Below are 24,482 nucleotides of genomic sequence, written 5' to 3'. Positions count from 1 at the left end.
TAAGCTGCCACTCCGTGCTCTCCCGATTCTTCTCCCTGTCTTTGGTGCTGGCGCTCGTCCCGGTCGCGGCGGCCGCCGAGGGTCCTCTCGACGCGTGGCTTGCCGCGCGGGCCCGCGAGCATGCCGCGTGGTTCACCGCGCAGGCCGCGGGTGTGGAGGGCCAGGCGGGCGGCCTGGGCCTGTGGCGCGAGCGCGCCGACGGAGACCCGGGCATCCCCGACTTCGTGCCCCCGTCCTCGCTGGCGCCGCTGATCCGCGCGGTGGAGGCGGGCGTCGTCAACATCACCACCGTGGGGCCCCGGGCCGGGGGCCTGGAGGGGATGAAGAAGTCCACCGGCTCCGGCTTCGTGCTGACGCCCGACGGGCTCGTCGTCACCAACAACCACGTGGTGGCCAGCGCGCAGCAGATCGCCGTGCGCCTGGCGGATGGCCGCGAGTTCGCCGCCGCCGTGGTGGGCCGTGACGCCTCCACGGACGTGGCGCTGCTGCGGCTCAGCGGCGTGGACCTGGGCGAGCTGCCCGCCGTCTACCTGGGGGACTCGGACCGGATGGCCGTGGGCGACTGGGTGGTGGCCATTGGCAACCCCTTCGGCCTGGACCACTCCGTGTCGCACGGGATGATCTCCGCCAAGGAGCGCGTGCTGGGCGTGGGCCAGTTCGACGACTTCATCCAGACGGACGCGCTCATCAACCCCGGAAACTCCGGTGGGCCGCTCTTCAACATGAAGGGCGAGGTGGTGGGGGTGAACACCGCCATCATCAGCCAGGGCCAGGGCATTGGCTTCGCCGTCCCCAGCAACCTGGTGAAGGAGCTGCTGCCCAACCTCCGGGAGAACGGCAAGCTGGAGCGCGGGTGGCTGGGCGTCGTCATCAATGAGGACGGGAGCAGCGGTGGGGGTGAGCGCCGGGCCCCGCTGGTGAAGGACGTCTACAAGGGCAGCCCCGCCGCGTCCGCTGGCATCCGCCCGGGCGACAGGCTGGTGGCGGTGAACGGGCGGCCCATCGGCTCCTATCTGCAGCTCTTGCGCAAGGTGGCGCTGCTGGCGCCGGGCACCGAGGCGCGCCTGTCGCTGACGCGTGGCACCCAGACGCAGGAGGTGACGGTGCGGCTGGTGGCGCGTCCCGCGCAGGAGGCCACCGAGGGGCTCATCCAGCGGACGGCCAGCGAGGAGGAGCTGGGGCTGGTGATTCGCGACCTCACGCCGGAGGTGGCCGCGCCCCTGGGGGAGACGGCCTGGTCCGGGGTGCTGGTATCGGGTGTCACCCCGCGCGGCCCGGCGGACTCGGCCGGCCTGCGGGCGGGGGACGTGGTGACGGAGGTGAACCGCCGCCGGGTGAAGGACGCGGCCGGCGTGCGCGCGGCGCTGGGCAAGGGGAGCGCCGGGGCCAGCATCCTCCTGCGAGTGAAGCGGGGCGAGGCGCTCCAGTACATCGCCATCGCCCGGTGAGGGGCCGCCCGGCTAGCGCTTCTTCTTCTTGGCGTCCTGGCCGTTGAGCCACAGGCCCATGGGCTGCCCGCTGCGGCCCTCGGTGAGGAAGATGGCCTCGATGCGCGCCGTCACGCCGTGGCTCTTCCCGCCGCCCTTCTTGGGCAGGCTCCACACGCTCTGCGGGGTGAAGACAATCTGCGCCCGCACCGAGCGCGTGGAGAACAGGCGGTTGAACATCTGCAGGTTCCACCCCGCCGGCATGTCACCCGTGACGGTGAGGTAGGGGAGGATGGGGTTGCCGTTGGCGTCCGTCTTCTTGGGCGCCCCGTGGGTGAGCGCCGAGCCGCCGCCGGGGAAGAACGGGGTGATGTTGATGCTGTACTCCCCCGTGCCCGGCGAATAGGGCCCCGGGCTGAGCATGGTGGCGTCGTCCTCGGTGACGATCATGTACAGCCGCTTGCCCTGGTACTTCTTCCGGAACGCCTCCGCGTTGGCCTTGCACTGCGAGTCCACGAAGGGCCCGTCGCAGGCGCCCACGTACTTGTCCAGGAAGGTTCCCAGCCCGCCCAGGGGCTCGGCCTCGTCGCGCAGCCTGGCGAAGCGAGGGTCCGCGTCCGCCAGGGCAAGCGCGGGCACGAGGAGGAAGGCGGCGGCGAGCAGGATGCGGTTCACGAGCGGGGTCTCCGGGAAACAGGGGGTCAGCCCGGAATCGTGCCATGTCGGAAGGCATCCGGCACCCGTTACATGGGTGTGTGGGGGTGGATGTAGGTGAAGAAGTTGCCTACATCTGGCTACCGTGTAGGTTGCGCCTGTCACCACCTGTTCCGGGAGCTACCCCCATGTTCGAGCGTCCTCACGAGCGCCGGTCCCACCTCCGTTTCGACAAGGCCTTCACCGTCTACCTCACCACCCAGGATGGGATGCTTCGGGGTGTGGGCCGCAACATCAGCGCGCGGGGCATGTTCGTGGAGGTCCGGGACCAGGTGGGCCTGGGTGAGAAGCTGAAGGTGACCTTCGCCGGCGAGGACGGGACGGAGATGACGTGCCTGTGCGAGGTCCGCTACCAGGTGGCCCTGGCCTTCGGGCGCAAGGACGGGCGCGAGGGCAGCAGCCGCGGCGTGGGGCTGCGCATCGTGGCCTATGAGACGCAGGACGACGCGCCCTTGCTCCTGGTGGACCGCGAGCGGGTGATGCACTGACGTCCTCCCCGGGGCCCGGAACAAACGAAAGGGCACGGCCTCCCAGAAGGAGGACCGTGCCCTTCGTGTTTCCAGCGGTGGGCTGCGTGCCCGGGGCTACTGCGAGAAGCCCTCGAGGAGGTAGTGGGCCTCGATGCGCTTGAGCGCGAGAATCATGGCGGCGCAGCGGGTGTCCACCGTCTCACCGATGCAGTACTGGCGGCTGTCGTGCATCTCCGTCTTGCGCGGCTGGTTGCGGGAGATGTCGCGGATGATGCGGTAGTTGCGCTTCATGGCGCGCTCGAGCCGCTGGTCGACCTCGGCCTCGCTCCAGCGCTCCATGCGCTTGTTCTGAATCCACTCGTAGTAGCTCACCGTCACGCCGCCGGCGTTGGCGATGATGTCCGGGATGAGCTCGATGCCGCGCTTCTCCAGGATGCGGTCGGCCTCCGGGGTGGTGGGGCCGTTGGCGCCCTCGGCCACCAGCTTGACGCGCAGGCGCTCCGCCACCTCGGCGGTGATTTCGCCGCCCAGGGCCGCGGGGACCAGGATGTCCGCCTGGACCTCCCAGAGGTCCTTCTTGTCAATGCGCTGGGCGCCCGGGAAGCCGAGCACGCTGTGCTTGAGGTTCTTCGGGTCCTGCACGTAGGCGGAGAGCGCGGCCACGTCGATGCCGTCACCATTGAAGATGGTGCCGTCGGCGTCGTTCACCGCGAGCAGGCGGCCGCCCATCTGCGCCAGGATGCTGGCGGCGTGGCTGCCCACGTTGCCGAAGCCCTGGAGGATGAACGTCTTGCCCTTCACGGACTCGCCGCGGTCGGCGTAGTAGTCCTCGATGCAGAAGGCGACGCCCTGGCCGGTGGCCTTGTTGCGGCCCTCGGAGCCACCGATGCGCACGTCCTTGCCGGTGACGATGCCGCGCAGGTTGTGGCGCTCGCGCTCGCCGTCCGAGTACTGGCGGTAGAGCAGGGCCATGATGCCGGGGTTGGTGCCCACGTCCGGCGCCGGGATGTCGATGTCCGGGCCAATCATGCTCTTGAGCCGGTACATGAAGCGCAGGGTGATGGCCTCAATCTCCTCGCGGCCGTACTCGCGCGGGTCAATCTGGATGCCGCCCTTGCCGCCGCCGAAGGGGACCTCGGAGATGGCCGTCTTCCAGGTCATCTCCGCGGCCAGGGCCTTGAAGAGGTCCAGGGACACCTCGCGGTGGTAGCGCAGGCCGCCCTTGTAGGGGCCGCGCGCCTGGTTGTGCTGCACGCGGTAGGCCTTGAAGCGCTGCGACTCACCGGGGACCAGCTGGTACACCTTGCCGTCGGGCAGGCGCAGGTGGCCCTGGCGGATGTCCACGTCCGAGCCCAGCAGGGCGCGGCCGTTGAGGATGATGTTGCCGTTGGCCAGCAGCTCCAGGCCTTCCTTGTTGCGCACCTGCGTCTCGGGCAGGTTGGAGAAGGTCCGCGCCTTCTCCTCGGAGAGCGGGACGAGGCGGTCCTTCAGCTTCGCCGTCACGTAGAAGATGTGCTCGTAGTCCGGCTCCTCCAGCTCGAGGCGGACGCGCTTGTCCAGCGCGATGAGGTCCGCGGCACGATGGAAGATCTCCATCGCCTCGGTGTAGACGGTGCGCTTGGGCGTAGGGGCCGGGGCACGCATGAAATTCTCTTCGCTGGCCATGACGGAAGATGCTCCTTGTCGCGTCGCCGCTCGTGGGCGAGGCACGTAGGGGTAGCGGCGCCCTTATGTGCATAGGCGCTCCGAGAGTTCAACCGCGCCAAGCACCCGTCCACTCACGAGAATCTGGAAAGATAACGGGCACTTATCGCGACGCGATGTGTCAGCGGCGACAGACGCGGTGTGTCATCCGTGTCAGGGTGGTCAACCGTGGGGATGGTTGGAAAACCAACGATGCGGGCGCGCGGAAACGGGCGGGGTGGCGGGGCGGGTGCGTTCCTGCCTTCATTTCTGCTTGCCGGTCATGAGCCGCCATGGTACTCCCCGCGCACCTGTCGCGCCGACATAGCTCAGCGGTAGAGCAACTGATTCGTAATCAGTAGGTCCCCAGTTCAAGCCTGGGTGTCGGCTCCAAGAAGAGAGAAGGGCTGGTTGCTTCAAGCAACCAGCCCTTTTTCTTTGCCGCGGCGATCAACGCGGGGGCCGCGACACGTTCAGCGGCCCTGCTTCCTCACCGGAACTCGTCCACGATGTAGACCCCTGCGCGGGGCGAATCGATGATGGCGGTCCCTGGCTTGGACTCCGGGTGCTTTCGGAGCTGCCCGAATCCAAGTCGAGCCACGGCGCAGAGGGGCACCTGATCTCCGCCATTCATCGGTTGGGCCGCATGGTAGCGGATGACGACTTGGGGGCCGCCTGTCCACACGCGGCCATAGAGCCGAGCGGGTGCTTCAAGGAGCCCGAGGTTCTCGTCCAGCACGCTCTCGATGTTCCCGTCGTACAAGGTGATGGGCCGCGCCCGGGTCTGGTTCGCGTCGAGTTGCACCCAAGCGGACTCTCCCACGAACATCCGGAGGTAGTTCATCACCTCCCGTGACTTCTCGGGGCACGCCTGTGGCCCCGGGCTGCCATCGGGACGGATAGAGACACCTCCCGTCGCGGAGCCGGGGCAACCGGAGGACACGACAAGCACGACAGCGCAGCCCAGGAGCGCGAACTTGGTGGAGGCCATGCTGCTCGCTCTTAACGCGCAATGAGGGCCGGATCTAGCTGGACGAATGTTTGCCGCAGACCATCGTGCCGGTAGACCTCCAGCCAGAGGCTGGTCAACGCGCCTTCGTCCTCGAATGCGCCACCGTCCGCGACAATGGCGAGCACCCCGGACCCGCCGGGCGTGATTGCGCGGACGGACGTGCGAACGGCGACGGTTCGTTCCTGGCCTGTACCCAGGGTGGCGAGCCGAACCCGCTGCACGCTCCAAGGCTGGTCTGGGGCAAGGTTCTTGACCTTGAAGACGACAGCGGCCTTTCCCTTTCCCTGGTACACCTGCCCAGCAATCTCAGCATCGGTGTCTTTGTTCATGAAGCGGTCCACGACCTTGAACGGCGTCTGCGAAACCGCCCCCGACGCGAGCAGGGCGGCCAAGGCGTGGTCCTCCGAGGTCTCCTCCTTGCGGTAGCGCTCGTTCTCTTCGGTCAGGGCGTCGTTCTGTTTGAGCGCATCAACCAGCGCGGCGTGCATCGAGGCGTAGCTGTCCCGGTTCTCGAACACGTCGATCTGCTGGTCGAGAATCGGGGCCCAATCATTTTCCCTCTTCGGCCAAGGTGGTCTCACAAGGAACGGGACCTCCGTGCCATCCGTCAGGGTCACGACCAACGGAATGCCCTCATCGCGGTCGAGATCCCGGATGGGCTCCAGGATGATCTTGTTGCGGACCACCGTGAGTGGTTCCAGCCGACCTTCCCAGCCGATCATCTTCGTCTTACTCGGGGTCTGGATCCGATCCTGAGCGTTGGATGAGCTGACGGGGAATCGAGCGGTTGGGGACCTGCTCGTCAGCACAGTACGAGGCTTCCAGTGGGTTGCATCAAAGGAGGTGTGCCCATGCCCAAGGTAACGCTCGATGTACCGGAGGAAGTCGCGCAGTTGCTCAAGCGCATGGAGGCGAAGCTGCGGCGGGAGGCCAAGGAGGGTCAGAGCTTCGGGGAGGTGGACCCGGACGGCGCGCTGGAGGCCATCGACGAGGCAGCCGAGGCGTTGCAGCGCGATGCGAAGCGGAGGTTGCTTCGAGGCTACGACGTCGACGAGCCCCGCCTCCACCTCGCGGGCCAGGTCCACGCCCGAGTCGGCCGGTACACGGCGACGTACAAGACGCGGCAAGGCCCCGTCGAAATAGAGCGCAGCCTCTACCGGCAGGTGGGGTGAGAAACGGCCCCACGGTGGACACCGTCAGCATGCGTGCCGGGTGCGTGGCCGACGGCTGGTTACCCGAGGCCGCGGTGCCCATGGCGTACCTGCTGGCCCGTGGCACCTCGCGCGAGGCGCAAGCGACGGCGCGCCAGTTGAGCGTGCTGCCCTACTGCCGCGCTTCGTTTGAGCGCGTGGGCCACGAGGTGGGCGGGCTGTACGGCCACCAGCGGCCCCGGGTGGAGGCCGCGCTGGCAGAGGCCCTGCAATCGCCCGGAGGCACGCACAGCGTGAGCGTCAGCATGGACCGGGTGGCGGTGCCCATGCAGGAGCCGAAGAAGCGCCCCGTGGGGCGGCCTCGTCAGGGCGCGCCCAAGCGCCCGGTGGACGTCGTCTGGCGCATGGCCTACGCCGCCTGCCTCACCTTCCACGACGCCCACGGCGAAGCGCTGGGCACCTTCCGCTACGGGCGGATGCCCCAGGGCGATTGCCGTGCGCTGGCCGAGCGCCTGGCTCGCGATGTCCATGCGCTGGTTTCCAGACAGCCCGCACTGCATGTCATCGTCCTCACCGATGGCGCTCCCGAGTTGCACGCGTTGCTGGACGAGGCCCTCGCCGCTCACGCCCCGGCGGCCGACGAAGTGGTGCGTCTGGTGGACTTCTGGCACCTGATGGAGAAGCTCGGGTCCGCAGCCCTCGTGGTTGCAGGGCAGCCGCACGCCTCCGTGCTGTGTGAGAAGTGGAAGCTTTCCTGCTCAACACGCCTGGGGCGGTGTGGACCATCGCCAGTGCACTGCACGCCTCCGGCAAGCGGGACATTGTCCTCGCAGACCGGCGACCGGTGCACGAGGCACTCACCTACCTGGAGAACCATGGCGAGCGGATGCACTACGCCGAGGCACGGGGATTGGGATTGCCCATCGGCAGCGGCAACGTGGAGGCCACCTGCAAGTCTCTCGTCGCCCTGCGTATGAAGCGCCCAGGTGCCCGCTGGAAGGAGGCGTCTGGCCAGCACATCCTGGACCTGCGCGCCCTGGTGCTCTCGGACCGCTGGGATTCCGCCATGAACCTCACGCTCGCGTCGCAGCGCGCGGAGGTGCAATGCGCCGCGTGATCAGTACGAGAGCCACACCCCTTACTCGGGTCAACGGGCTGCTCGAAGCGCAACGTCGTGATGACCTGCCCTTTCACGTAGACGGAGTGGGTCCCGTTCGCCGGATGCTTGGAGAGCAGGATGGACCGCCGAGCGTGGTCGGCGGCCTGTGCACTCAACGTCGCTAGCGCTACGAAAGTCAGGATAGACCTTGTGAATTGGGTAGGTCCCATGGTGCGGACAACCTACCAGGAGCGTGGTGAGGCAATCCACTCTTCACTCATTGTTGCCTGAAAGGCAGTGCAACCTGAGGGGTATGGAACTTTCGTTCAAATGCGTGTAGTAGGGACTGCCGCGCGAACTCCGCTGAAGTTGTCAGACTCTAAAGCCAGGCTGCTGCGCGTCCTGATTCCCAGGGGCACCTTCGGGGGATGCCATGAGATGGGTTGCAGTCGTGTCGTTGCTGCTTCTTTCGACGGGGTGCGCGACCACTCGCGTTGTCCATATCGATGCTGGAAATGGTCAGCGAGTCGTCCACGAGTCGGTGCATGTTGACCCGGTTCAGGTGAGTGAGGACGAGTTCAAGTCCGCCCTCACGCGCCTCATCCTGGATCTGCGGATGGACGTCGCGTTCCGAGAGGCTGATGAGGTGGACGAGCTCGGGTGGTCTCGGTCCAGATCGCTGCTGGCGTCCTCCCAAGGCATCGTCGATTCAGGCTCGGGCGGTTCGCTGGAGACGCTGTCCTCGCGCATTTGTCCTGATGGGGACGATTGCTTGACCCTGGTGGGCGGAACGGGGCTGACGTTCTCGCGCAAGGACCGGACGTTGATGGCGCTGTCCTTCGCGCTCGACACCGTATGGGAGAGCGTCGAGGTCGAGGTCGGCAAGGTGCTGAACCCGGTGGCGCTGAAGGCCATGGTGACATCGGCCGCGCTGGCGCTGCTCCTCACGCTGGCGTTGCCCGAGCCCGTCACCAAGGTCATCGCCGTGGCCTTGACGGCGGCGATGGTGGCCTACCTGGGCGTGGTGCCCGTCTGGGAGATTGGGCGCGGATTCGTCCGGTTGTGGGATGATGCGGGGACGGCGATGAGCGTCATCGAGCTACAAGACATCGGGCATCGGTTCGGGAGGGTGCTGGGGACGAACGGCACGCGCGTCCTGGTGCTTGTCGTCATGACGGCGCTTGGTGGAAAGAACGCGATGGCGGCCCAGGGGCCGAAGCTCCCGGGTTTTCCTCAAGCCGCGCTTCGAGCGCAGGCTGAGTCGGGATTTCAGCTCGGAGCGGCGATGAGCGGCGACGTCACGTCCATCGCGCTTCCCGCTGCGGGTGTGCTGAACGTTGCCCTGGCGCCCGGGGCCGCTGCCGCCTTGGCGATGTACGGGGAAGGGCGGTATCCGGGAGATGACGAAGGGCCGGTCCATCACATCTGCACGAACAAGAACACCCTTGCTGACACTACCGGAGGGCCCAGGCCTGATGCGTTTTCTCGGGGTCGGATTTGAAGAAGGGTCGTCGGGTCGCGGGGTTGCGCGCGGGAGGGGTGAGCGGATTCGTGCACCACCTGACGGGTGCCCTGGATGATCGCCCCCTGGCGGGTGGGTTGTGCTCGAAACTGAGCGCGGCAGCCGGAGGCGGAGGGACGGGGCCGGCGAGCCCCATCCCCCCTATGCCCCGCTCCGCGAGACGCGTGGACCGGGGCGAGAAGGAGTCGAGCATGGGTGGACTTCGAGGACAACAGCGGCGCGTGCTGCGACAGGCGCGCCTGCAGTGGGATGACGCGGTGAGGGACCCGCGAGACGCGCGTGGCACCCGCCATGAGCACCTGGGCCTGTTGGGGCTGGTGGTGGCTGGCTTCGCGGTGGGCAAGAAAGGGTTGAAGCAGGCCGCGCAGCTGGCGGGGGATGTGGGAGCGCGGACGCGCAAGCGACTGGAGTTGCCGCATTCGGTGAGGGGCTCGACGCTCTGGCGTCTGCTGCGCAAGCAGCAGACGGACGGCCTGCGGGAGACGTTGAGGGCCCAGGCGTGCGAGGTGCTGGAGGATTCGAGCGCCCCCCGCCTGCCATTTCCCTTGGGCGTGGTGAGCGTGGACGGCAAGAGCCTGTGGACGACGCACCAGGGCGAGGTGGAGGGGCTGGAGGCCGTCGCCAACGACGAGGAGGGCCGCGCACTGTGGCGACTGGGCGCGCTGCGGGCCGTGCTCACCAGTGCGCTGGCGGCGCCCTGCCTGGACTTGGAATTCATCGGAGCCAAGGAGGGTGAGTCTCCGGCCTTCCGGCAGTTGCTTCCGCGGGTGGTGGAAGCCTTTGGCGAGCACTTTGGGGTGGTGACGGCCGACGCGGGGCTGACGGCCGCGCAGAATGCAGCCTTGGTGCGAGAGCTGGGCAAGCACTACTGTTTCGGGTTGAAGGCCAACCAGCCCACCCTTCACGAGTACGCCATGCGGGCCATCGCCTCCAAGCAGTGCCCAGCCCGCTCGCGCACCGAGGAGCGGGCGCATGGGCAGACAGTGGTGCGCGAGTTGTGGACGCACGCGCTGACGCCCGACGAGGTGGACTTCCTGGAGCGCGCACGTTGCTGCTGGTGCGTCAGCAGCACTGGGACGACGAGGACAACCTCCGGGCGGAGGACTACCGCTACTTCGTCACCTCGCTGGACACCACCGTCTTCAACTTCCACCAACTGCTGCGGCTGGTGCGGGTGCACTGGGGCATTGAGAATCGCCACAACTGGACGCTGGACGTGGTGCTGGGCGAGGACGCGCGCCAGCCCTGCCGCCCAACGCGCACGGCCCTGGAGGTGGTGGCCTGGCTGCGGGCGATGGCCTTCAATCTGCTCGCCTGCTTCAGAACGCGTCTGCCTCCGCAAGGCCGTCACCTCGTGGAGTGGACACGCGCGTGCGAGCTGCTGCGCGACAGCCTCGTCCATGGACGACGACAGACGGCATTGGCCACACCGGACTGAGGGCTCGCCGGCCCTCCCTCCGCTTCTGGCCGCCACTCTCCTCCATGCGCACGGCGCCCCGGCCGAACGGCGAAGCTTTGCCGCACCGCGCCTCACTCTCACGCGGCCTCCTCACGAAATCGCAGACACCCGAGAACGCATCAGGCCTGCCGGAGGGCCTTGGACGCCGAGGTGCGAGGAGGTCTTCAAGAAGGCCGGAATGACTCTTGAGGACGCTGCAAACAAGGTGCGGCTCAATGGGCACGATGGGCCTCATCCTGAATTTTATCACAATGAGGTGCTGCTGCGCCTCAATCGTTCTGTTGCACGCTGCCGAACGACGGGGAGCTGCCGGGCCAGTTTGATGAAGGAACTCGCGAAGATTGCAGATGAGTTGCTCACACCGGGATCAGAATTGCGCAGCTTCATCGTGAAGTAGGAGGGTAGGGTGGAACGGAACTTCTATTGGGTGAGACTTGGTGATGTGCCGCAGTGGCTTCTTGAGACGCCGATACGGGATTCTGGTGAGGCGTTTGACGAGCCTTGGATGTTCGCGGATGGGCGCGTCCTTCCAGATTCTGGTCCCATCAAGGCCCAGATCTCACATCCCGGGATGAAGCGCGCGTTCGTGTTCGCAGGAGTAGAGGGAACTCCCATCGTCAGCGAAGCACTCGCGAACGTTTTCAGGACGCTGGCTCCCGACGATGTTCAGCTCTTTCCGGTGTCGATTGAGAGAGAGTCCGGGCAGTACTTTGTCGTCAATGCAATCAAGGTAGTTGATGCCATTGACGAGGCACGGTGCCGGGAGGTGCATCACTATGACGAACCGTCCCCTGATTACCCAGGCGAGTACAACTGGATCTACGGACTGCGAATCGACCCCTCGAAGACTGAAGGCGCGCATGTCTTTCGGCTGAAGAAGTTCAAGACCGCGTTCATCGTCTCAGAGGAAGTCAAGGACGCGCTCGAACGGGCCGGCAACCTGGGCGTGTCGTTCGAGCGCGTGACAGAGGCTCCCGACTTCCATTGACGGTCGGTCGTGTTCCTTCGGCGAGCGTGCGTGAAGGGCCCTGTCGCCCCCGTCGAACCACGATGAGGGCTCTGCGTCAGTGGTGCGCGGGCAGGGGTTCTTCGACGGCTTCGGGCGCCTCGGTGGTGCGCACCTCGACGCGCGGCAGCCGCACCAGCTCCATCGTGGCGGACGCCAGGTCGATGCCCTCCTCGCGGAAGCGCATGAGCACGCGCCGGGAGATGTCGTCCTTCACCTCGCGCACGCCGTACGTCTTCACGAGGAAGCGCACGCTCAGCTCCACCCAATTGTCCGTGAGCCGCAGGTAGGCGCGTGGATCCAGCTCGCTGGCATGAATGAGGAAACGCTCGCGCAGGTGGGCCAGCTCCCGGTGGCCCTCCTCAATGATGCCGGCGGTGGCCTCGCGCACGGCCGCCAGCACGATGGCCTCGGCGCGCTGGAGGTCCGTGTCGTACCGCAGGGGGAGCCGGAGCTCCTCCCAGAGGAAGTTGAAGCTGCGCGTATAGTTGTACGTGGGCTGCTTGAAGACCTCCGCGTTGGTGACGGTGACGACGCGCCCGGTGTACTGGCGCGCGGACACCCAGTGGTGCGGGTCGGGGTTCAGCAGCGCGGGCACCCCCATCTCCATCACCGTCGTCTTGAGCAGGCCAATGTCCAGCACGTCTCCGCGCACGTCTCCAAGCTGGATGCGGTCGCCCAGGTCGAACGTCTTGCCAAAGACGATGACGAAGTAGCCCGCCACGGACAGCACCGCGTTCTGCGAGGCGAAGGCGAGCCCGCCGGCCAGCAGGCCCAGGAACGTCGCCAGGCGGTTGGGGTTGTCGAACCAGATGGACAGGAGCAGCAGCGCCCCCAGCGCGCCGAACACGAGCCGGACGCCCTTGCGCGCCCAGATGGAGCGGCGAGACACGCCCGTGCCCAGCCCCACCACCACCGTCAGCAGCGCGCGCACACCCAGCACCACCGCGAGCACGGTCAGCGACAGCACCACCTTCTGCAGCGTCTCGGCGTTGAGGCCGAGGACGCGGACGCCGAACAGCTCCATGCCCACAAGCTGTGTTGGCCTCCAGGGCGCCACAAGGATGCGGGCGTCACGAGGCGGACAACCAGACAGGCGCAGGCCCGGCGCCTGGAGGAATTCGGGCCCGAGGTGAGGTCGGAGCGAAAGCACCTGGGCGACGAGGACCGTGCGTTGCCCGACAGCGCTTCCGCATGGGTGCGGACGGAGCGGGTGATGCACTGTTCTCGAGCCGCCACACGGACGCTCGATGAAGCGCGGCGCATTTCGCGGAGGCGGCGTTCCGTCTACCTCCCAGGCTTGAACTGGAGGCAGACCATGGCTTCGGACGACAACAACCCCCCTTCCCGCCGTCAAGTCGTCGGAGGGCTGGCCACTGGCGTTGCAGCGGCGCTCGCCACGCCAGCGTTGGCCCAGGACGGAGGGACGGCACCCGCCGTCGCGGCGCCGCTCCAGAACCCTGTCACGCTGTACCCGAAGCCTCCGTTCGCGAAGCAGTCGCAGCCCTGGCCGGGGCTGTCGAGCAAGATGCAGCCCCGGCCGGACCATGGCGAGAAGAGCTACAAGGGCGCTGGCCGCCTCGCGGGCCGCAGGGCGCTCATCACCGGCGGAGACTCCGGCATCGGCCGCGCCGCCGCCATCGCCTACGCGCGCGAGGGCGCGGACGTGGCCATCAACTACCTCCCCGCGGAGGAGCCCGACGCGCAGGAGGTGGTGGCGCTCATCAAGGCCGCGGGCCGCAAGGCGGTGACGCTGCCCGGCGACCTCCGGAGCGAGGCCTTCTGCAAGAAGCTCATCGCCGACGCCGTGAGCCGGCTCGGGGGGCTCGACATCCTCGTCAACAACGCCGCCCGGCAGCAGAGCCACGACTCCATCCTCGACATCACCACCGAGCAGCTCGACTGGACCTTGAAGACGAACCTCTACGCGATGTTCTGGCTCACCAAGGCGGCCGTGCCGCACCTCAAGCCCGGGGCGACCATCATCAACACCACCTCCGTCGTCTCGTATGACCCGCCGGAGAACCTGCTCGACTACGCGATGACCAAGGCCGGCATCACGAACTTCACCCAGTGCCTGGCCAAGCAACTGGCGAAGCAGGGCATCCGGGTGAACGGCGTGGCGCCGGGGCCTTTCTGGACGCCGCTCCAGGTGACGGGCGGGCAGACGCAGCAGAACCTCGTCACGTTTGGCGAGAACACGCCCATGGGCCGCCCTGGCCAGCCCGCGGAGCTCGCGAGCATCTATGTGGAGCTGGCGAGCCCAGGGACCAGCTACTCCACCGGGCAGATTTTCGGCGCCACCGGCGGGCGTGGCGGTCCCTGAGCCGCCCTACGACGGGCGGCGGGCTGCGTCCCCGTCATCGTGGCGCGCCTGCCTGGGCCGAGGCAGCGTCTCCGGGGGCGCGTCCTGCCGGCGAATCACGGACATGGAGCCGTCGGTCTCCAGCACGACGGCCTCCACCGCCCCGAGCCGGGCCACGCCCTGGTCGCGCAGCACGGAGAGCACCTCCTCCTCCACCACCCGGGCCCGGCGCATGGCCTGGGGAAGGAAGCGGCCCTGGCGCACGAGCATGACCGGCTCGGACTTCACCAGCGTGTTGAAGGCGGGCCACCTTCCCGACGTCCAGGTGACCAGGAACTGGAGGCCGATGAGCACGGCGAAGGCGAGCAGACCCTCGGTCAGGGCCACGTCCTTGGACAGCAGCACCGTGGCCAGCGTCGACCCCAGCGCCACCGTCACCACCAGGTCGAAGGCGTTGAGCTTGGAGAGGGTCCTCGGACCCGAAAGGCGCAGCATCAGCACGAGGGCCACATAGGCCGCCGCGCCCACGAACAGCACCCGGGCCAGGTCATGCCAACTGTCGAAGAACATCGTCCTCCTCCTGGAGTCCTGCGTGACGTCAGTGGGCATCCTGCGTCGTGGAGGCGCCGCCCCCCAGCCCCAACGCTTCCCGGTTCTTGAAGAAGATGAAGACGCCCATCACGACGAGGAAGCCGGAAAAGGCCGCCTTGAGTGTCGCCTGGGAGATGAAGTGGGACGCCCAGGTGCCCAGCAGGATGCCCACCACGGCGATGGCCGTGAAGATGCCCAGGGAGACCCAGGGCACCTCGACGTGGCCGAGGTAGCCGGCGAAGCCCACGAGGGAGTTGAGGGCGATGACGAGCAGGCTGGTGCCCACCGCCTGCTTCATGGGCAGGCCCACCAGCAGCACCAGCGCCGGGACGATGAGGAAGCCGCCGCCCACGCCGACCAGGCCGGTGAGCCCCCCCACTCCGAGCGCGGCCAGCGCCATGAGGGGGAAGGACGCCTTCCGGGGCTCGGGCGCCTGCGCGGCGTCCTTCCGGCCGTTGCGGAACATGAAGACCGCGGAGACGAGCATCACCGTGGCGAAGAGCAGGAGCTGCGTCGTCCCGGAGATGAGCACGGACAGGCGCGCCCCGGCGTAGGTGCCCGCCATGGCCACCGCCCCGAAGACGAGGGCCGCCTTCCACTGGACGTTGCCCTTGCGCCAGTGGCTCGCCGCGCCGAAGAGGCTGGTGACGCCCACCACGGCGAGCCCCATGGCAATGGACTCCTTGGCCCCGAAGCCCAGGACGTACACGAGGATGGGGACGGTGATGATGGAGCCGCCGCCGCCGAGCAGGCCGAGCGACAGGCCCATGAGCGCCGCGAGGGAGAAGCCGAGGAGGGGCATGGTGTCTGTCCTGTCGCGACGCGCGCTCAGCCCTGGGGCCGGGGCGCGGGCGGCTCACGCACGGCGAGCATCCCGCCCGCCAGGTTGAAGAGGTGTTTGAAGCCGCCACGAGCGAGCAGCTCCGCCGCCTGCGCGGAGCGCCCGCCCGAGCGGCAGATGAGCAGCAGCGGCGCCTCGCGCGGCCACGCGGTGGCGGCGGCCTCCAGCGTGCCCAGGGGGACGAGCTCGGCGCCGGGCAGGTGGCCCAGGGGGCCCGTGTACTCGTCCGGCTCGCGCACGTCGATGCGCCGCACCTCGGGGCCGAGCGTGTCGAGTCGCGAGGGCGCGATGTTCTGATAGGGGCGGGGTGTCATGGTCGGGACTCCTGCGAAGGGGCCAAGGAGCTCAGGCGCCCTGGGGTGAGGGCGCCGTGTGTCCGCAGGCGCGGTTGGCCGGGACGGCGGCGTCAATCAGCCTGGGCTTGGGCAGGTTGAGGTTCTCCATGATGTGGATGAACTCCTCCAGGCTCTTGCCGGCCACGCGGGGGTTGTGCCGCTTCTCCTCGGCGATACTCGTCACCGTGCGGCCCTTGTAGTCGTGGGCGGGGTAGACGAGCGTCTCGTCGGGGAGGGCGAAGAGGACGCGCGTGAGGCTGTCGTAGAGCTGGCTCGCGTCCCCGTTCTGGAAGTCGGTGCGGCCGTTGCCGCGCACGAGCAGGGCATCCCCGGTGAAGACGCGGTCGCCGAGCAGGTAGCTGAGGCTGTCGTCGGTGTGCCCCGGGGTGGCGAGCACCTGGAAGACGAGCTGCCCGACGCGCACCTCGTCCCCGTGACGGACCTGGACGTTGGCGCAGCTGGCGCCGTTCACGCTCCCCACCACCGTGGCCTGCGTGCGCGCCCGCAGCGCGCCCGACGCGGTGACGTGGTCGGCGTGGACGTGGGTGTCGAAGACGTGGGTGAGGGTGAGGTCCAGCTCGGCCACCAACTGCAGGTCGCGGTCGGCCTGCTCCAGCACGGGGTCGATGAGGACGGCCTGGCGCGTGGCCTCGTCGCCGATGAGGTAGGTGTACGTCGAGGACTCGGAATCGAAAAGCTGCCGGAAAATCATGTTGAAGCCTCCTGTCCATGAGAGCCCGAGGCGTGGAAGAAGGATTCAGGCCCTCCTGCTGAATCCTCTCCTGGGCACCTGGCTCTCACTCGACATGACCTCCTCCCTCCTCCTTCCTCTCCTCGGCGGAGCCCTCATCGGGCTGAGCGCCTCCCTGTTGCTCCTGGCCAACGGCCGGGTCGCCGGTATCAGCGGCGTGGTGGGCGCGTTGCTGGCCCCCGTGCGCGGTGACATCGCCTGGCGCGTGCTCTTCTTCGCCGGGCTGCTCGCCGGGGGCCTGCTGCTCGCCTGGCTGCGGCCCGGCTCCTTCCCCGCGCCCTCGGCCCCGAGCGCGGGCGGCGTCTGGCTGCTGGCGGGGGCCGGACTGCTGGTGGGGTTCGGCTCGCGGCTGGGCAACGGCTGCACCAGCGGGCACGGCGTCTGCGGCATCAGCCGGGGCTCGGTCCGCGCCATCTCCGCCACGCTCACCTTCATGGCCACCGGCGTCCTCACCGTCTTCCTGGTTCGCCACGTCCTCTAAAGAAAGCCCCCCATGCGTCCCTCCCTCAGTGCGTTCTTTAGCGGCCTCATCTTCGCCCTCGGCCTGGGCCTCGCCGGCATGACGGACCCGGCCAACGTCCTCGGCTTCCTCGACATCACGGGCGACTGGGACTACCGGCTCGCGTTCGTGATGGGCGGCGCCATCGCCGTTCACGCGGCGCTGCGGCCGCTCATCCACCAGCGCGCGCGGCCCCTGTTCGCCGCCAGGTTCCCCTCGTTCTCCGCCAGCAAGCCGGACGCGAAGCTCCTCGTGGGCTCGGCCCTCTTCGGCGTGGGCTGGGGGCTGGGCGGCTACTGCCCTGGCCCCGCGCTCACCGCGCTGGCGACCGGGGCCTTCCCGTTGCTCGTCTTCGTGCCCGCGATGTTCGCCGGCTTCTATCTCGCGCAGGTGCTGCAGGCGCGCGGCGGCGTAGGTGCATCGCGTTCAGGGGCTCCGAGCGTGGGCGCCGCGCCCGCTCCATAGCCCCACCTACGCCGCGTGGAAGACGAGGGCGCTCCGCCTTCCCGAGCGCCCTCGTCCTTCACCGGGAACCTTTCACCCGCTCCACCGTGTCCTCATGCCCGTGAGCGCCCGCGCCTTCATTGAACGTGCCCTGGAGCACCTGCCCGCCCTGAGACGGGTGGGGCGCCGACTGACGGGCAGCGCCGCGGAGGCGGATGACCTGGTGCAGGAGACGCTGGCGCGCGCCTTGGAGCAGCGCGGGGCGTTGAGAGAGCCCGCGCGCCTGAAGGCCTGGCTGCTCGCCGTGCAGCGCACCGTGCACCTCAACTCCCGCCGGGGCCTGCGGCCTCGCCTGGAGGTGCTGGAGGGCGGCCTGGGCCGGGCGCCGCCACCGGAGCCCTCCGCGGACCTGGAGGAGGAGTTGCACGCGCGCACCCTGAGCGCGGGGATGAAGGCGGCGCTCGAGTCCCTGGCGCCGGAGTGGCGCGACACGTTGTGGCTGCGAGAAGTCGAAGAGCTGAGCTACGAGGAGATCGCCCAGGTGCAGGGCTGCCCGGTGGGCACCGTGCGCTCGCGGCTGGCGAGGGCGCGGCTGGCGATGCTCGACTTCCTCGAGAAGGAGAAGGCCCATGGAAGCCTGTAGCCCCCAGTGGCAGGAGCGTCTCTCCGCGTGGTTCGACGGTGAGGGCCAGGCCCATGAGCAGCAGGCGGTGGAGAGTCACATGGCCCGCTGCGCCGACTGTGCCCGGGAGGCGGCCCGCTACGCCTCGCTGCGCCAGGCGCTGAAGGCGGAGGGCGCCGCGGAGGCGCGAGTGCCGCTCGCGCTGGAGGAGCGCGTCACCCGGCTGGCGCCGCGCTCCCGGCCGTCGTTTCCCAGGCGGAGGCTGGCGGCGGGTCTGGCCGCGGCGCTGATGTCGGTGGGCGTGCTCTGGACGTCCTGGCCCAGCGGCATGGGCATGAATGAAGCGCTGGCGATGGACCTCGAGCGGCACCACCTCAAGGCCTTCTCGCGGGTGACGCCCTGCGAGTTCGAGTCCTCGGACCCGGCCGAAGTGAAGGCGTGGGTGGAGCGGGAGGTGGGCTATGCGGTGGAGGTGCCGGTGGTGCCCGGGGCGACGTTGCTGGGCGCCCGTCGCTGCCGGCTGCACGGGAAGCTCTCCGCCTCGCTGCTGTACCGGCACGAGGGCGGCAAGGCGATGACGCTCTTCCTTCCCCTGCCGGGCTCGCCCGCGGCGCGGGAGGCGGCCCGCTTCGCCGGTGACGGGCCCCGGTGTACGCAGGGGCCCGTGGGTGAGCGCATCTGCGTGGCGCCTCGTGGGGGCGCGCTGGTCGTCTCCGAATTGGAGTCCGCGGTGCTCCTGGCCGCGCTGGCCCGCATTGCCCCCTGAGGCATATGGGTGCTCGGGCAGCGGCCGGGACGCTGGGCGGGGAGGGCGCTGAATCCTTTGGCCGCCGCCGCGGCTCTCACCGGGCTGCACGCACTTTCCGGGGGCCCTCTGGCCTCCGGTGCTGGATGGAGCCTCGCCATGAAGGTCGTTCTCGTCATCACCGTCGCCGCGCTCGTGGGTCTCCTCTTCATCGCCTGCGCGCGCCCGCGGCCAGGTGACGCCGCCGTGGGGGCCGAGGCCCGCCGCCGGGTGGAGGCGGGCGCCACGCTGGTGGATGTCCGCACGCCTGATGAGTACGCCGCCGGGCACCTGCCGGGCGCGGTGAACATCCCCGTGGGAGAGCTGGCACGGCGGCTCGGTGAGCTTGGCTCGCCGGGGACGCCGCTGGTCGTCTACTGCCGCAGTGGCGCGCGCAGCGGACGCGCCGAGCGCTTGTTGAAGGCGCAGGGTTTCCAGGACGTCTTCGACCTCGGGCCCATGTCGGCGTGGCCGTGACGCGCGAGGCGTCCGAGGCGCGCCGCCGTTCGGGAACTCCGCGCGGCCCGCCTCGTGTCTCCTTCGCTGTCTCCTTCCTCCCTTCGTGAGGTGCTCCACGATGTCCCGTCTTGTGTCCGCGCTCGGCGCGCTGCTCGTCCTGGCCTCCGGCTGTGCTTCATCCCGACCCCCGGTCGCCGACAGCGCTCCGACGTCCCAGCGACAGCAGCTCACCGTCCTCTACGTGGCGGACCTGCACGCGCAGTTGCGTTCCCACCCCGAGCTCTTCTGGCGAGACGGGAAGGAGCGCATCGAAGTGGCGGGTGGCTTCGCCCGCGTCGCCGCCGCCATCCAGCAGATTCGGGCCGAGCGCGGTGGGGACGTGCTGGTGCTCGACGCCGGTGACACGATTCAAGGCTCGGGCGCGGCGGCCCTCAGCGAGGGCGGGGCGCTCATCGAGCCGCTCAACGCGCTCGGGTTGGACGGCGCGGTGCCCGGCAACTGGGAGGTGGTGTACGGCCCCGCGGTGCTGGGCCAGCGCGCCCGCGAGCTGAAGCACCCGTTCTTCGCGGCCAACCTGCGCGACGCGGCCAGCGGCGAGCGGCTCTTTCCTCCGTACCTGGTGAAGACGGTGGGCGGGGTGAAGGTGGCCGTGGTGGGCTTCACGGACCCGGACGTCCCGCGCCGTCAGCCCCCGGGGTACAGCCAGGGGCTGCGCTACGACGGCCCGGAGGTGTTGCCGGCGCTGGTGCGGGAGGTGCGCGAGCGCGAGGGCGCCCAGGTGGTGCTCCTGATGACACACGTGGGGCTCGCCAAGGCCGTGGGGCTGGCCGCCAGGGTGCCCGGTGTGGACGCCCACCTCTCCAGCGACACGCATGAGCGCACCTATGCGCCCATCGAGCAGGCGGGTAGCTGGGTGGTGGAGCCCGGCGCCTTCGGCTCCTTCCTCGGCCGGATGGACTTGTGGCTGGAGGACGGGAAGGTGGTGGACCGCCGGTGGGAGCTCATCGAGCTGACCGCGTCGCGCTTCCCCGAGGACCCGGAGGTGGCGCGGCTCGTGGACGCCGCGCTCGCGCCTTACGAGGAGGCGCTGTCCACACCAGTGGGGCACACCGGCGTGACGCTCGCGCGCTACGCGGTGGTGGAGAACCCGCTGGACAACGTGCTGGCTGACGCCATCCGCGCAGCGGGCGGGACGCAGATTGGCCTCTCCAACGGCTTTCGCTTCGGCACGCCGCTGCTGCCCGGGCCCGTGCGCGAGGCGGACCTGTGGAGCTTCTTTCCCATCACCAACAAGCTGAAGACGGGCAAGGTGAGTGGCCGCCAGCTCCGCGCCTTCTGGGAGCAGGAGCTGGAGAACGTCTTCGCGAAGGACCCGGAGAAGCGCTTCGGCGGGTGGCTGCCTCGCCCCTCGGGGATGACGCTGCGCTTCCGCTCGGACGCTCCCAAGGGGCGGCGCCTGCTCGCCCTGGAGGTCGCCGGCGAGCCGGTGGTGGACGAGCGCCTCTACACCGTGACGGCCTGCGAGCGGGAAGGGGACTCGCCGGACATGCTCTGCCGCATCCCCGGCGTCCAGGAGCCACGGGTGCTCGAAGTGGACGCGCACGAGGCGGTGCGCCGCTTCCTCGCCGGCAAGCCGCGACTGCGCGCGTCACTGGAGGGCCGCGCGGTGGGCGTGGACCTGCCGGCCGTGCTCCGCACCCAGCAGATCCATCCGTAGGCGCGACTTCCTCCCACCGCCCCCTGACATGACCGCACCTCTCGCCGCTTCCGACTCGATTTCCTCCGCGCCTCAGCCAGGAGGCTCCTGGCGCCGACGGCTGCCGGGGCTCGGGCTCGCCGCTGGGCTGGCGGTGGTCAGCTACGGGCTGGCCACGCTCCCCGGCCTCAAGGTGGTGGGGCCCCTCACGGTGGCCCTGTTGATTGGCATCTCCCTGCGCACGGCCCTGGGGCTGGCCCCTGGCCTGGTGGAGGGCACGCGCTACTCGGCGCGCACGGTGCTGCGGTTGGGCATCGTGCTGATGGGGGCGCGGCTCGACTTCGGGTTGGTGGCGAAGGTGGGCCCGCGCGTGCTGCTGCTGGCCCTGGCCGTCATCGTCGGCGGCATCCTGGGCATCCGCTGGGTGACGAAGCGCTTCGGCGTGCCGGAGAAGCTGGGCACGTTGCTGGCCGTGGGCACTTCCATTTGTGGCGCCAGCGCGGTGGTGGCCGCCAGCTCCGTCACCGGCGCGGAGGAGGAGGACACCACGCTGGCGGTGGGCCTGTGCGGAATCCTGGGCACGGTGGGCGTCCTCTTCTACGTCTTCGTGGGGCCGCTGCTGGGGCTGAGCACCGCGCAGCTCGCCATCCTGTCGGGCGCCACGTTGCATGAGGTGGCGCAGGTCATGGCCGCGGCCTTCACCTGGGGCACCTCCGCCGGGGACCTGGGCACGCTGGTCAAGCTCACCCGCGTGGTGCTGCTGGCCCCCGCGCTCGTGGTGCTGGGGCTGGTCTCCGGCGCGGGCGAGCAGGTGCGCTACTCGCTGCGGGAGCCGCCCATCCCGTGGTTCGTCATCGGCTTCCTCGCGGTGGGCGTGCTGGGCACGGTGGGCGTGGTGCCCGCCGCCGCCAAGGCGTGGCTCTCCACCGCCAGCGTCTTCCTCATGGTGATGGCCATGGCGGCAATGGGGTTGGGCACCCACCTGCGCATGGTCCGCCGCGCGGGCATGCGGGTCGTCTACGCGGGCCTCGTTGGCTTCGCCGCCCTGGCGCTGTCCGCCTGGGGACTCATCCAGTTGCTGTCCATCCAGTAGTCCTCGAACTGATGCGGAGTCCGTCATGATGAATCGCGTCCTGCCGTTGCTCGTCATCGCGCTTGTCACCGCGCCCCTGGCCTCGCTCGCCGCGCCGCCGTCCCAGCCCGCGAAGCAGGAGGTGCCCGCTCGCCAGGGCAAGCTCGTCTTCGTGGCCACCACGGGCCTGGAGGACCTCGGCACCCTGTCCAGCTCCCTCCGGCACGTGAAGAACGCCAAGGAGTCGGGCTACCTCTCGGACGTGGTGTGGCTCACCTACGGCCGCGCGGTGGTGGCGCTGGACCCGACGGTGAAGGCCGTGCCGGCGGAGGTCCGCGAGGCGGCCCAGGCGGCGAAGGCCGCGGGCGTGCGGCTGGTGGCGTGCGCCTCCGCGCTGCGGAAGTTCGGCATCGACCCGAAGACGCTCCAGCCCCAGGCCGACGTGGTGGACGACGGCGTGGCGGAGCTGTCGCGCCTGGTGGCCGAGGGCTACCAGGTCATCCGTTACTAGCGAGTCGTGGCCACCCATGGAGCGCGCGACACACAGGACGCGGACCGTGCTGTCACTCTGCCTGCTGGCCCTGGCCGGCGTGGCGCGGCGGGGCCGGGCCGAGGAGGTGGTGGAGGAGGAGGCCGCGGAGACCGGGCCGCGGCTGGAGCTCAAGGAGGCGCTCCAGGTCCGAATCGACCAGGGGCTGGGCGCTCCGGGCGCCGCCGCCGTGAGCCTGCGACGTGGGCGGGTGGGGCTGCACCTGGCCGGGTCGCCGTGGGTGCGGGGCGGGCTGGAGGTGTCGTTCGACCGGCTCGTCCTCCTGCCCGGGCCGCTCCAGGGCCCGCCGCTGACCCTCCACGAGGCCAGCGCCACCTTCACCGTGCTGCCCCAGCGCGCCTGGTTGAGCGTGGGGCTGTTCCGTCCGCAGGTGGGCCGGGAGAGCCTCACCAGTGGCTTCGAGGTGGACTCGCTGGACAAGGCCATCACGCAAGGACCGCTGCGTGAACACCTCACCGGCACGGAGTCGGGGCGCGCGCCGGGGGTGGACGTGGGGGGCCTGCTCCAGGGGGAGGGCTGGAGCGTGCGTCATGACTCAGGCCTGGTGGTGTACCGCCCTGGGCCGGAGGGGGCGCGGCGACCGCCGCTGCTCGTGGCCCGCGCCGCGCTCACTCTGGGCGCGCCCGAGGCGGAGGCGTATTCCCTCAGCCTGCCCATGAATGACTTCGGCCTCCGGCCGGGCTTCACCCTGGCGCTGCAAGGGAGCACGGAGCCCGGGGGCGACGCGCGCTCCTGGGGCGTGGACGCGCTCCTGCGCCTGCGTCCGCTGGTGCTCTCCGCCGAGCTCCACCAGGTGGCCTCCCCCCAGGGACACGCGCTGCTCGCGCATCTCCGCGCGGGCTTCAACCTGCCAGGACCAGGGGCCACGGTGCTCGAGCCGTGGGCGCTGGTGGCGCGGGTCGCTGGCGGCGCGCTGGAGGACACCCCAGGCGGCGCGCGGCTGGATGCCGGGCTGAGCTGGTATCTCCAGCGGCAGACGCTTCGCGCCACGTTGGGAGGGAGCTGGCGGCCTCCCGGCCACGGCCCGTCCAGCGGTCAACTCGGCCTGTCGCTTCAGCACCGACGCTAGGTCTGGCGCGAGGTAACCTCCTGGCGCCATCCAGGAAGGCATCCTGGTGACCGGGCGTTCTTCCGATGAGGAGGCGATGGTCGGATGTCGACGCGAACCGATGAGCAGTTGATGGAGGCCGTGCGCGCTGGCGACGACAAGGCCCTGGACGAGGTCCTCGCCCGCCACGAGAAGCAGGTGTACCGCTTTGGCCTGCGCATGTGCGGCTCGGAGGAGGACGCCATGGAGGTCCTCCAGGAGACGCTGTTCTCCGCCTTCCGGGGCCTCCACGCGTTCCGAGGGGACGCGGCGCTGTCCACCTGGTTGTACCAGGTGGCCCGCACGCACTGCTTCCGCCTGCGCCGCCGCCGCGTCGGCGCGCCCGAGGACTTCCAGCCGCTCGACGCGCCGTCAGCCACCCACGTCGCGGCGGCGGAGGCGACGCCGGACATGCTCTCCCACGCGCGGCAGATGGGCGAGGTGTTGCAGGCGGCCATCCTCGCGCTGCCGGAGGCGCACCGCGAGGTGCTCATCCTCCGGGACGTGGAGGGGCTCACGGCCGAGGAGGCGGCCAGCGTGGTGGGCATCGAGGTGCGGGCGCTCAAGAGCCGGCTGCACCGCGCGCGGCTGCAGATGCGCGAGCACCTCGCCACCCTCCTGGGGGAGGGCGCCCACGGGCAGCGCGCGGGGTGTCCGGAGCTGGCGCAGGAGCTGTCGGAGTTCGCCGCGGAGGAGGTGGACCAGGCCGCCTGTGTGCGCCTGGAGGACCACCTGTCACGCTGCCCCCGCTGCAGCGAGGCGTGTGACGCGCTCAAGCGCACGGTGTCTCTGTGCCGGCGCATCCCCGGGGATGAGGTCCCCGCGCCCGTGCGCGCGGCGGTGCGGCAGGCGCTGTCACGCGCGCTGCCCTCCTGAGTCCGCTCCCCTGGAGGCCCTGGGGCG

The 24,482-nt window shown here is 69.6% G+C and carries 24 protein-coding genes, 1 tRNA gene and 4 pseudogenes; 19 read left to right on the top strand and 10 right to left on the bottom strand.

Translation table 11 applies throughout. The features are described 5' to 3' along the window. Positions 1 to 14: 14 nt before the first annotated feature. Complete coding sequence (locus KGD87_RS10960) at positions 15 to 1,448, top strand: trypsin-like peptidase domain-containing protein (protein WP_284667406.1); 1,434 nt, start codon at positions 15 to 17, stop codon at positions 1,446 to 1,448. 12 nt (positions 1,449 to 1,460) lie between these two features. Here the strand turns inward: KGD87_RS10960 and KGD87_RS10955 are convergent, their stop codons facing one another. Further along, positions 1,461 to 2,102, bottom strand: coding sequence for a DUF6066 family protein (locus tag KGD87_RS10955; RefSeq protein ID WP_284667405.1), 642 nt, complete (start codon positions 2,100 to 2,102; stop codon positions 1,461 to 1,463). Between the two features lie 167 nt (positions 2,103 to 2,269). On the opposite strand from KGD87_RS10955, the gene KGD87_RS10950 reads away from it, so the two are divergent. Then, on the top strand, positions 2,270 to 2,629 hold the full coding sequence (locus KGD87_RS10950) for a PilZ domain-containing protein (protein WP_176412092.1): 360 nt from the start codon (positions 2,270 to 2,272) through the stop codon (positions 2,627 to 2,629). Between the two features lie 96 nt (positions 2,630 to 2,725). Here the strand turns inward: KGD87_RS10950 and KGD87_RS10945 are convergent, their stop codons facing one another. Further along, a complete protein-coding gene (locus KGD87_RS10945) occupies positions 2,726 to 4,276 on the bottom strand; it encodes a Glu/Leu/Phe/Val family dehydrogenase (protein WP_350102005.1) in 1,551 nt (516 codons plus the stop codon). Between the two features lie 336 nt (positions 4,277 to 4,612). Here KGD87_RS10945 and KGD87_RS10940 point away from each other — a divergent pair. After that, positions 4,613 to 4,687: transfer RNA gene (locus KGD87_RS10940), tRNA-Thr, on the top strand. 97 nt (positions 4,688 to 4,784) lie between these two features. Here KGD87_RS10940 and KGD87_RS10935 read toward each other — a convergent pair. Further along, positions 4,785 to 5,285, bottom strand: a complete 501-nt coding sequence (locus tag KGD87_RS10935; RefSeq protein ID WP_284667403.1) for a hypothetical protein — start codon at positions 5,283 to 5,285, stop codon at positions 4,785 to 4,787. A gap of 11 nt (positions 5,286 to 5,296) precedes the next feature. Then, on the bottom strand, positions 5,297 to 6,052 hold the full coding sequence (locus KGD87_RS10930; RefSeq protein WP_284668614.1) for a DUF2381 family protein: 756 nt from the start codon (positions 6,050 to 6,052) through the stop codon (positions 5,297 to 5,299). A 105-nt stretch (positions 6,053 to 6,157) separates the two neighbouring features. On the opposite strand from KGD87_RS10930, the pseudogene KGD87_RS10925 reads away from it, so the two are divergent. Continuing rightward, positions 6,158 to 7,574: pseudogene (locus KGD87_RS10925) on the top strand (ISKra4 family transposase). A 32-nt stretch (positions 7,575 to 7,606) separates the two neighbouring features. On the opposite strand, the pseudogene KGD87_RS10920 reads toward KGD87_RS10925, so the two are convergent. Then, positions 7,607 to 7,786, bottom strand: a pseudogene (locus KGD87_RS10920) (DUF2381 family protein); the annotation flags it as partial. A gap of 203 nt (positions 7,787 to 7,989) precedes the next feature. On the opposite strand from KGD87_RS10920, the pseudogene sitA5 reads away from it, so the two are divergent. The 4 genes and pseudogenes from sitA5 to KGD87_RS10900 all read left to right on the top strand — a co-directional run. Further along, positions 7,990 to 9,024, top strand: a pseudogene (gene sitA5 / locus KGD87_RS10915) (SitA5 family polymorphic toxin); the annotation flags it as partial. Positions 9,025 to 10,126: 1,102 nt separating this feature from the next. Next, the gene (locus tag KGD87_RS10910) at positions 10,127 to 10,516 is read left to right on the top strand and encodes a hypothetical protein (RefSeq protein WP_350101691.1); all 390 of its coding nucleotides are present in this window, start codon (positions 10,127 to 10,129) and stop codon (positions 10,514 to 10,516) included. A 106-nt stretch (positions 10,517 to 10,622) separates the two neighbouring features. After that, positions 10,623 to 10,934: pseudogene (locus KGD87_RS10905) on the top strand (AHH domain-containing protein); the annotation flags it as partial. Between the two features lie 9 nt (positions 10,935 to 10,943). After that, positions 10,944 to 11,525, top strand: a complete 582-nt coding sequence (locus KGD87_RS10900) for an imm11 family protein (RefSeq protein ID WP_284667401.1) — start codon at positions 10,944 to 10,946, stop codon at positions 11,523 to 11,525. A gap of 76 nt (positions 11,526 to 11,601) precedes the next feature. Here KGD87_RS10900 and KGD87_RS10895 read toward each other — a convergent pair whose 3' ends face one another. Beyond that, positions 11,602 to 12,570 carry a mechanosensitive ion channel family protein gene (locus tag KGD87_RS10895; RefSeq protein WP_284668613.1) on the bottom strand — a complete coding sequence of 323 codons (969 nt, stop codon included), beginning with the start codon at positions 12,568 to 12,570 and terminating at the stop codon, positions 11,602 to 11,604. Positions 12,571 to 12,861: 291 nt separating this feature from the next. On the opposite strand from KGD87_RS10895, the gene KGD87_RS10890 reads away from it, so the two are divergent. After that, entirely contained in the window at positions 12,862 to 13,869 is a 1,008-nt protein-coding gene (locus tag KGD87_RS10890; protein ID WP_284667400.1) for an SDR family oxidoreductase, read from the top strand. Positions 13,870 to 13,875: 6 nt separating this feature from the next. Here the strand turns inward: KGD87_RS10890 and KGD87_RS10885 are convergent, their stop codons facing one another. The 4 genes from KGD87_RS10885 to KGD87_RS10870 are packed head-to-tail and all read right to left on the bottom strand — an operon-like array spanning position 13,876 to position 16,327. Then, positions 13,876 to 14,418, bottom strand: coding sequence for a DUF421 domain-containing protein (locus tag KGD87_RS10885; RefSeq protein WP_176415115.1), 543 nt, complete (start codon positions 14,416 to 14,418; stop codon positions 13,876 to 13,878). Between the two features lie 28 nt (positions 14,419 to 14,446). Next, positions 14,447 to 15,241, bottom strand: a complete 795-nt coding sequence (locus tag KGD87_RS10880) for a sulfite exporter TauE/SafE family protein (RefSeq protein WP_284667399.1) — start codon at positions 15,239 to 15,241, stop codon at positions 14,447 to 14,449. Between the two features lie 26 nt (positions 15,242 to 15,267). After that, positions 15,268 to 15,594: a rhodanese-like domain-containing protein gene (locus KGD87_RS10875; RefSeq protein WP_284667398.1), complete on the bottom strand. Its 327-nt coding sequence runs from the start codon at positions 15,592 to 15,594 to the stop codon at positions 15,268 to 15,270. Positions 15,595 to 15,625: 31 nt separating this feature from the next. Further along, on the bottom strand, positions 15,626 to 16,327 hold the full coding sequence (locus tag KGD87_RS10870) for an MBL fold metallo-hydrolase (RefSeq protein WP_284667397.1): 702 nt from the start codon (positions 16,325 to 16,327) through the stop codon (positions 15,626 to 15,628). Between the two features lie 94 nt (positions 16,328 to 16,421). On the opposite strand from KGD87_RS10870, the gene KGD87_RS10865 reads away from it, so the two are divergent. The 10 genes from KGD87_RS10865 to KGD87_RS10820 all read left to right on the top strand — a co-directional run bounded on the left by KGD87_RS10865 (position 16,422) and on the right by KGD87_RS10820 (position 24,455). Then, positions 16,422 to 16,847: a YeeE/YedE family protein gene (locus KGD87_RS10865; protein WP_284667396.1), complete on the top strand. Its 426-nt coding sequence runs from the start codon at positions 16,422 to 16,424 to the stop codon at positions 16,845 to 16,847. A 12-nt stretch (positions 16,848 to 16,859) separates the two neighbouring features. After that, on the top strand, positions 16,860 to 17,330 hold the full coding sequence (locus KGD87_RS10860; protein WP_284667395.1) for a DUF6691 family protein: 471 nt from the start codon (positions 16,860 to 16,862) through the stop codon (positions 17,328 to 17,330). 94 nt (positions 17,331 to 17,424) lie between these two features. Next, positions 17,425 to 17,952: an RNA polymerase sigma factor gene (locus KGD87_RS10855; RefSeq protein ID WP_284667394.1), complete on the top strand. Its 528-nt coding sequence runs from the start codon at positions 17,425 to 17,427 to the stop codon at positions 17,950 to 17,952. Continuing rightward, entirely contained in the window at positions 17,939 to 18,697 is a 759-nt protein-coding gene (locus tag KGD87_RS10850; RefSeq protein ID WP_284667393.1) for an anti-sigma factor family protein, read from the top strand. Before KGD87_RS10855 ends, KGD87_RS10850 begins: the two co-directional genes overlap by 14 nt. A 138-nt stretch (positions 18,698 to 18,835) precedes the next feature. Beyond that, entirely contained in the window at positions 18,836 to 19,192 is a 357-nt protein-coding gene (locus KGD87_RS10845) for a rhodanese-like domain-containing protein (RefSeq protein WP_284667392.1), read from the top strand. Positions 19,193 to 19,292: 100 nt separating this feature from the next. After that, positions 19,293 to 20,891: a bifunctional metallophosphatase/5'-nucleotidase gene (locus KGD87_RS10840; protein ID WP_284667391.1), complete on the top strand. Its 1,599-nt coding sequence runs from the start codon at positions 19,293 to 19,295 to the stop codon at positions 20,889 to 20,891. A gap of 28 nt (positions 20,892 to 20,919) precedes the next feature. Continuing rightward, positions 20,920 to 21,963, top strand: coding sequence for a YeiH family protein (locus KGD87_RS10835; RefSeq protein WP_284667390.1), 1,044 nt, complete (start codon positions 20,920 to 20,922; stop codon positions 21,961 to 21,963). 25 nt (positions 21,964 to 21,988) lie between these two features. After that, positions 21,989 to 22,453 (top strand): DsrE family protein, encoded by a 465-nt coding sequence (locus tag KGD87_RS10830; RefSeq protein WP_284667389.1) that lies wholly within the window; start codon positions 21,989 to 21,991, stop codon positions 22,451 to 22,453. A 46-nt stretch (positions 22,454 to 22,499) separates the two neighbouring features. Continuing rightward, on the top strand, positions 22,500 to 23,561 hold the full coding sequence (locus KGD87_RS10825) for a hypothetical protein (protein ID WP_284667388.1): 1,062 nt from the start codon (positions 22,500 to 22,502) through the stop codon (positions 23,559 to 23,561). Between the two features lie 84 nt (positions 23,562 to 23,645). Beyond that, positions 23,646 to 24,455, top strand: a complete 810-nt coding sequence (locus tag KGD87_RS10820; protein ID WP_284667386.1) for a sigma-70 family RNA polymerase sigma factor — start codon at positions 23,646 to 23,648, stop codon at positions 24,453 to 24,455. Positions 24,456 to 24,482 lie beyond the last annotated feature (27 nt).

Origin of the sequence: Myxococcus sp. SDU36 (assembly GCF_030168875.1) — a bacterium.
In the GTDB taxonomy this organism is placed as follows: Bacteria; Myxococcota; Myxococcia; order Myxococcales; family Myxococcaceae; genus Myxococcus; species Myxococcus vastator.
This window is presented reverse-complemented; position numbering and strand designations above follow the sequence as displayed.

Bases quoted from the DNA above. Each gene is read 5' to 3' on its own strand.
- KGD87_RS10945 (WP_350102005.1), bottom strand. From the start codon at position 4,276: ATGGCCAGCGAAGAGAATTTCATGCGTGCCCCGGCCCCTACGCCCAAG.
- KGD87_RS10865 (WP_284667396.1), top strand. From the start codon at position 16,422: ATGACCTCCTCCCTCCTCCTTCCTCTCCTCGGCGGAGCCCTCATCGGG.
- KGD87_RS10875 (WP_284667398.1), bottom strand. From the start codon at position 15,594: ATGACACCCCGCCCCTATCAGAACATCGCGCCCTCGCGACTCGACACG.
- KGD87_RS10885 (WP_176415115.1), bottom strand. From the start codon at position 14,418: ATGTTCTTCGACAGTTGGCATGACCTGGCCCGGGTGCTGTTCGTGGGC.
- KGD87_RS10895 (WP_284668613.1), bottom strand. From the start codon at position 12,570: ATGGAGCTGTTCGGCGTCCGCGTCCTCGGCCTCAACGCCGAGACGCTG.
- KGD87_RS10880 (WP_284667399.1), bottom strand. From the start codon at position 15,241: ATGCCCCTCCTCGGCTTCTCCCTCGCGGCGCTCATGGGCCTGTCGCTC.
- KGD87_RS10950 (WP_176412092.1), top strand. From the start codon at position 2,270: ATGTTCGAGCGTCCTCACGAGCGCCGGTCCCACCTCCGTTTCGACAAG.
- KGD87_RS10820 (WP_284667386.1), top strand. From the start codon at position 23,646: ATGTCGACGCGAACCGATGAGCAGTTGATGGAGGCCGTGCGCGCTGGC.
- KGD87_RS10870 (WP_284667397.1), bottom strand. From the start codon at position 16,327: ATGATTTTCCGGCAGCTTTTCGATTCCGAGTCCTCGACGTACACCTAC.
- KGD87_RS10830 (WP_284667389.1), top strand. From the start codon at position 21,989: ATGATGAATCGCGTCCTGCCGTTGCTCGTCATCGCGCTTGTCACCGCG.
- KGD87_RS10840 (WP_284667391.1), top strand. From the start codon at position 19,293: ATGTCCCGTCTTGTGTCCGCGCTCGGCGCGCTGCTCGTCCTGGCCTCC.
- KGD87_RS10890 (WP_284667400.1), top strand. From the start codon at position 12,862: ATGGCTTCGGACGACAACAACCCCCCTTCCCGCCGTCAAGTCGTCGGA.
- KGD87_RS10850 (WP_284667393.1), top strand. From the start codon at position 17,939: ATGGAAGCCTGTAGCCCCCAGTGGCAGGAGCGTCTCTCCGCGTGGTTC.
- KGD87_RS10860 (WP_284667395.1), top strand. From the start codon at position 16,860: ATGCGTCCCTCCCTCAGTGCGTTCTTTAGCGGCCTCATCTTCGCCCTC.
- KGD87_RS10835 (WP_284667390.1), top strand. From the start codon at position 20,920: ATGACCGCACCTCTCGCCGCTTCCGACTCGATTTCCTCCGCGCCTCAG.
- KGD87_RS10845 (WP_284667392.1), top strand. From the start codon at position 18,836: ATGAAGGTCGTTCTCGTCATCACCGTCGCCGCGCTCGTGGGTCTCCTC.
- KGD87_RS10855 (WP_284667394.1), top strand. From the start codon at position 17,425: ATGCCCGTGAGCGCCCGCGCCTTCATTGAACGTGCCCTGGAGCACCTG.
- KGD87_RS10935 (WP_284667403.1), bottom strand. From the start codon at position 5,285: ATGGCCTCCACCAAGTTCGCGCTCCTGGGCTGCGCTGTCGTGCTTGTC.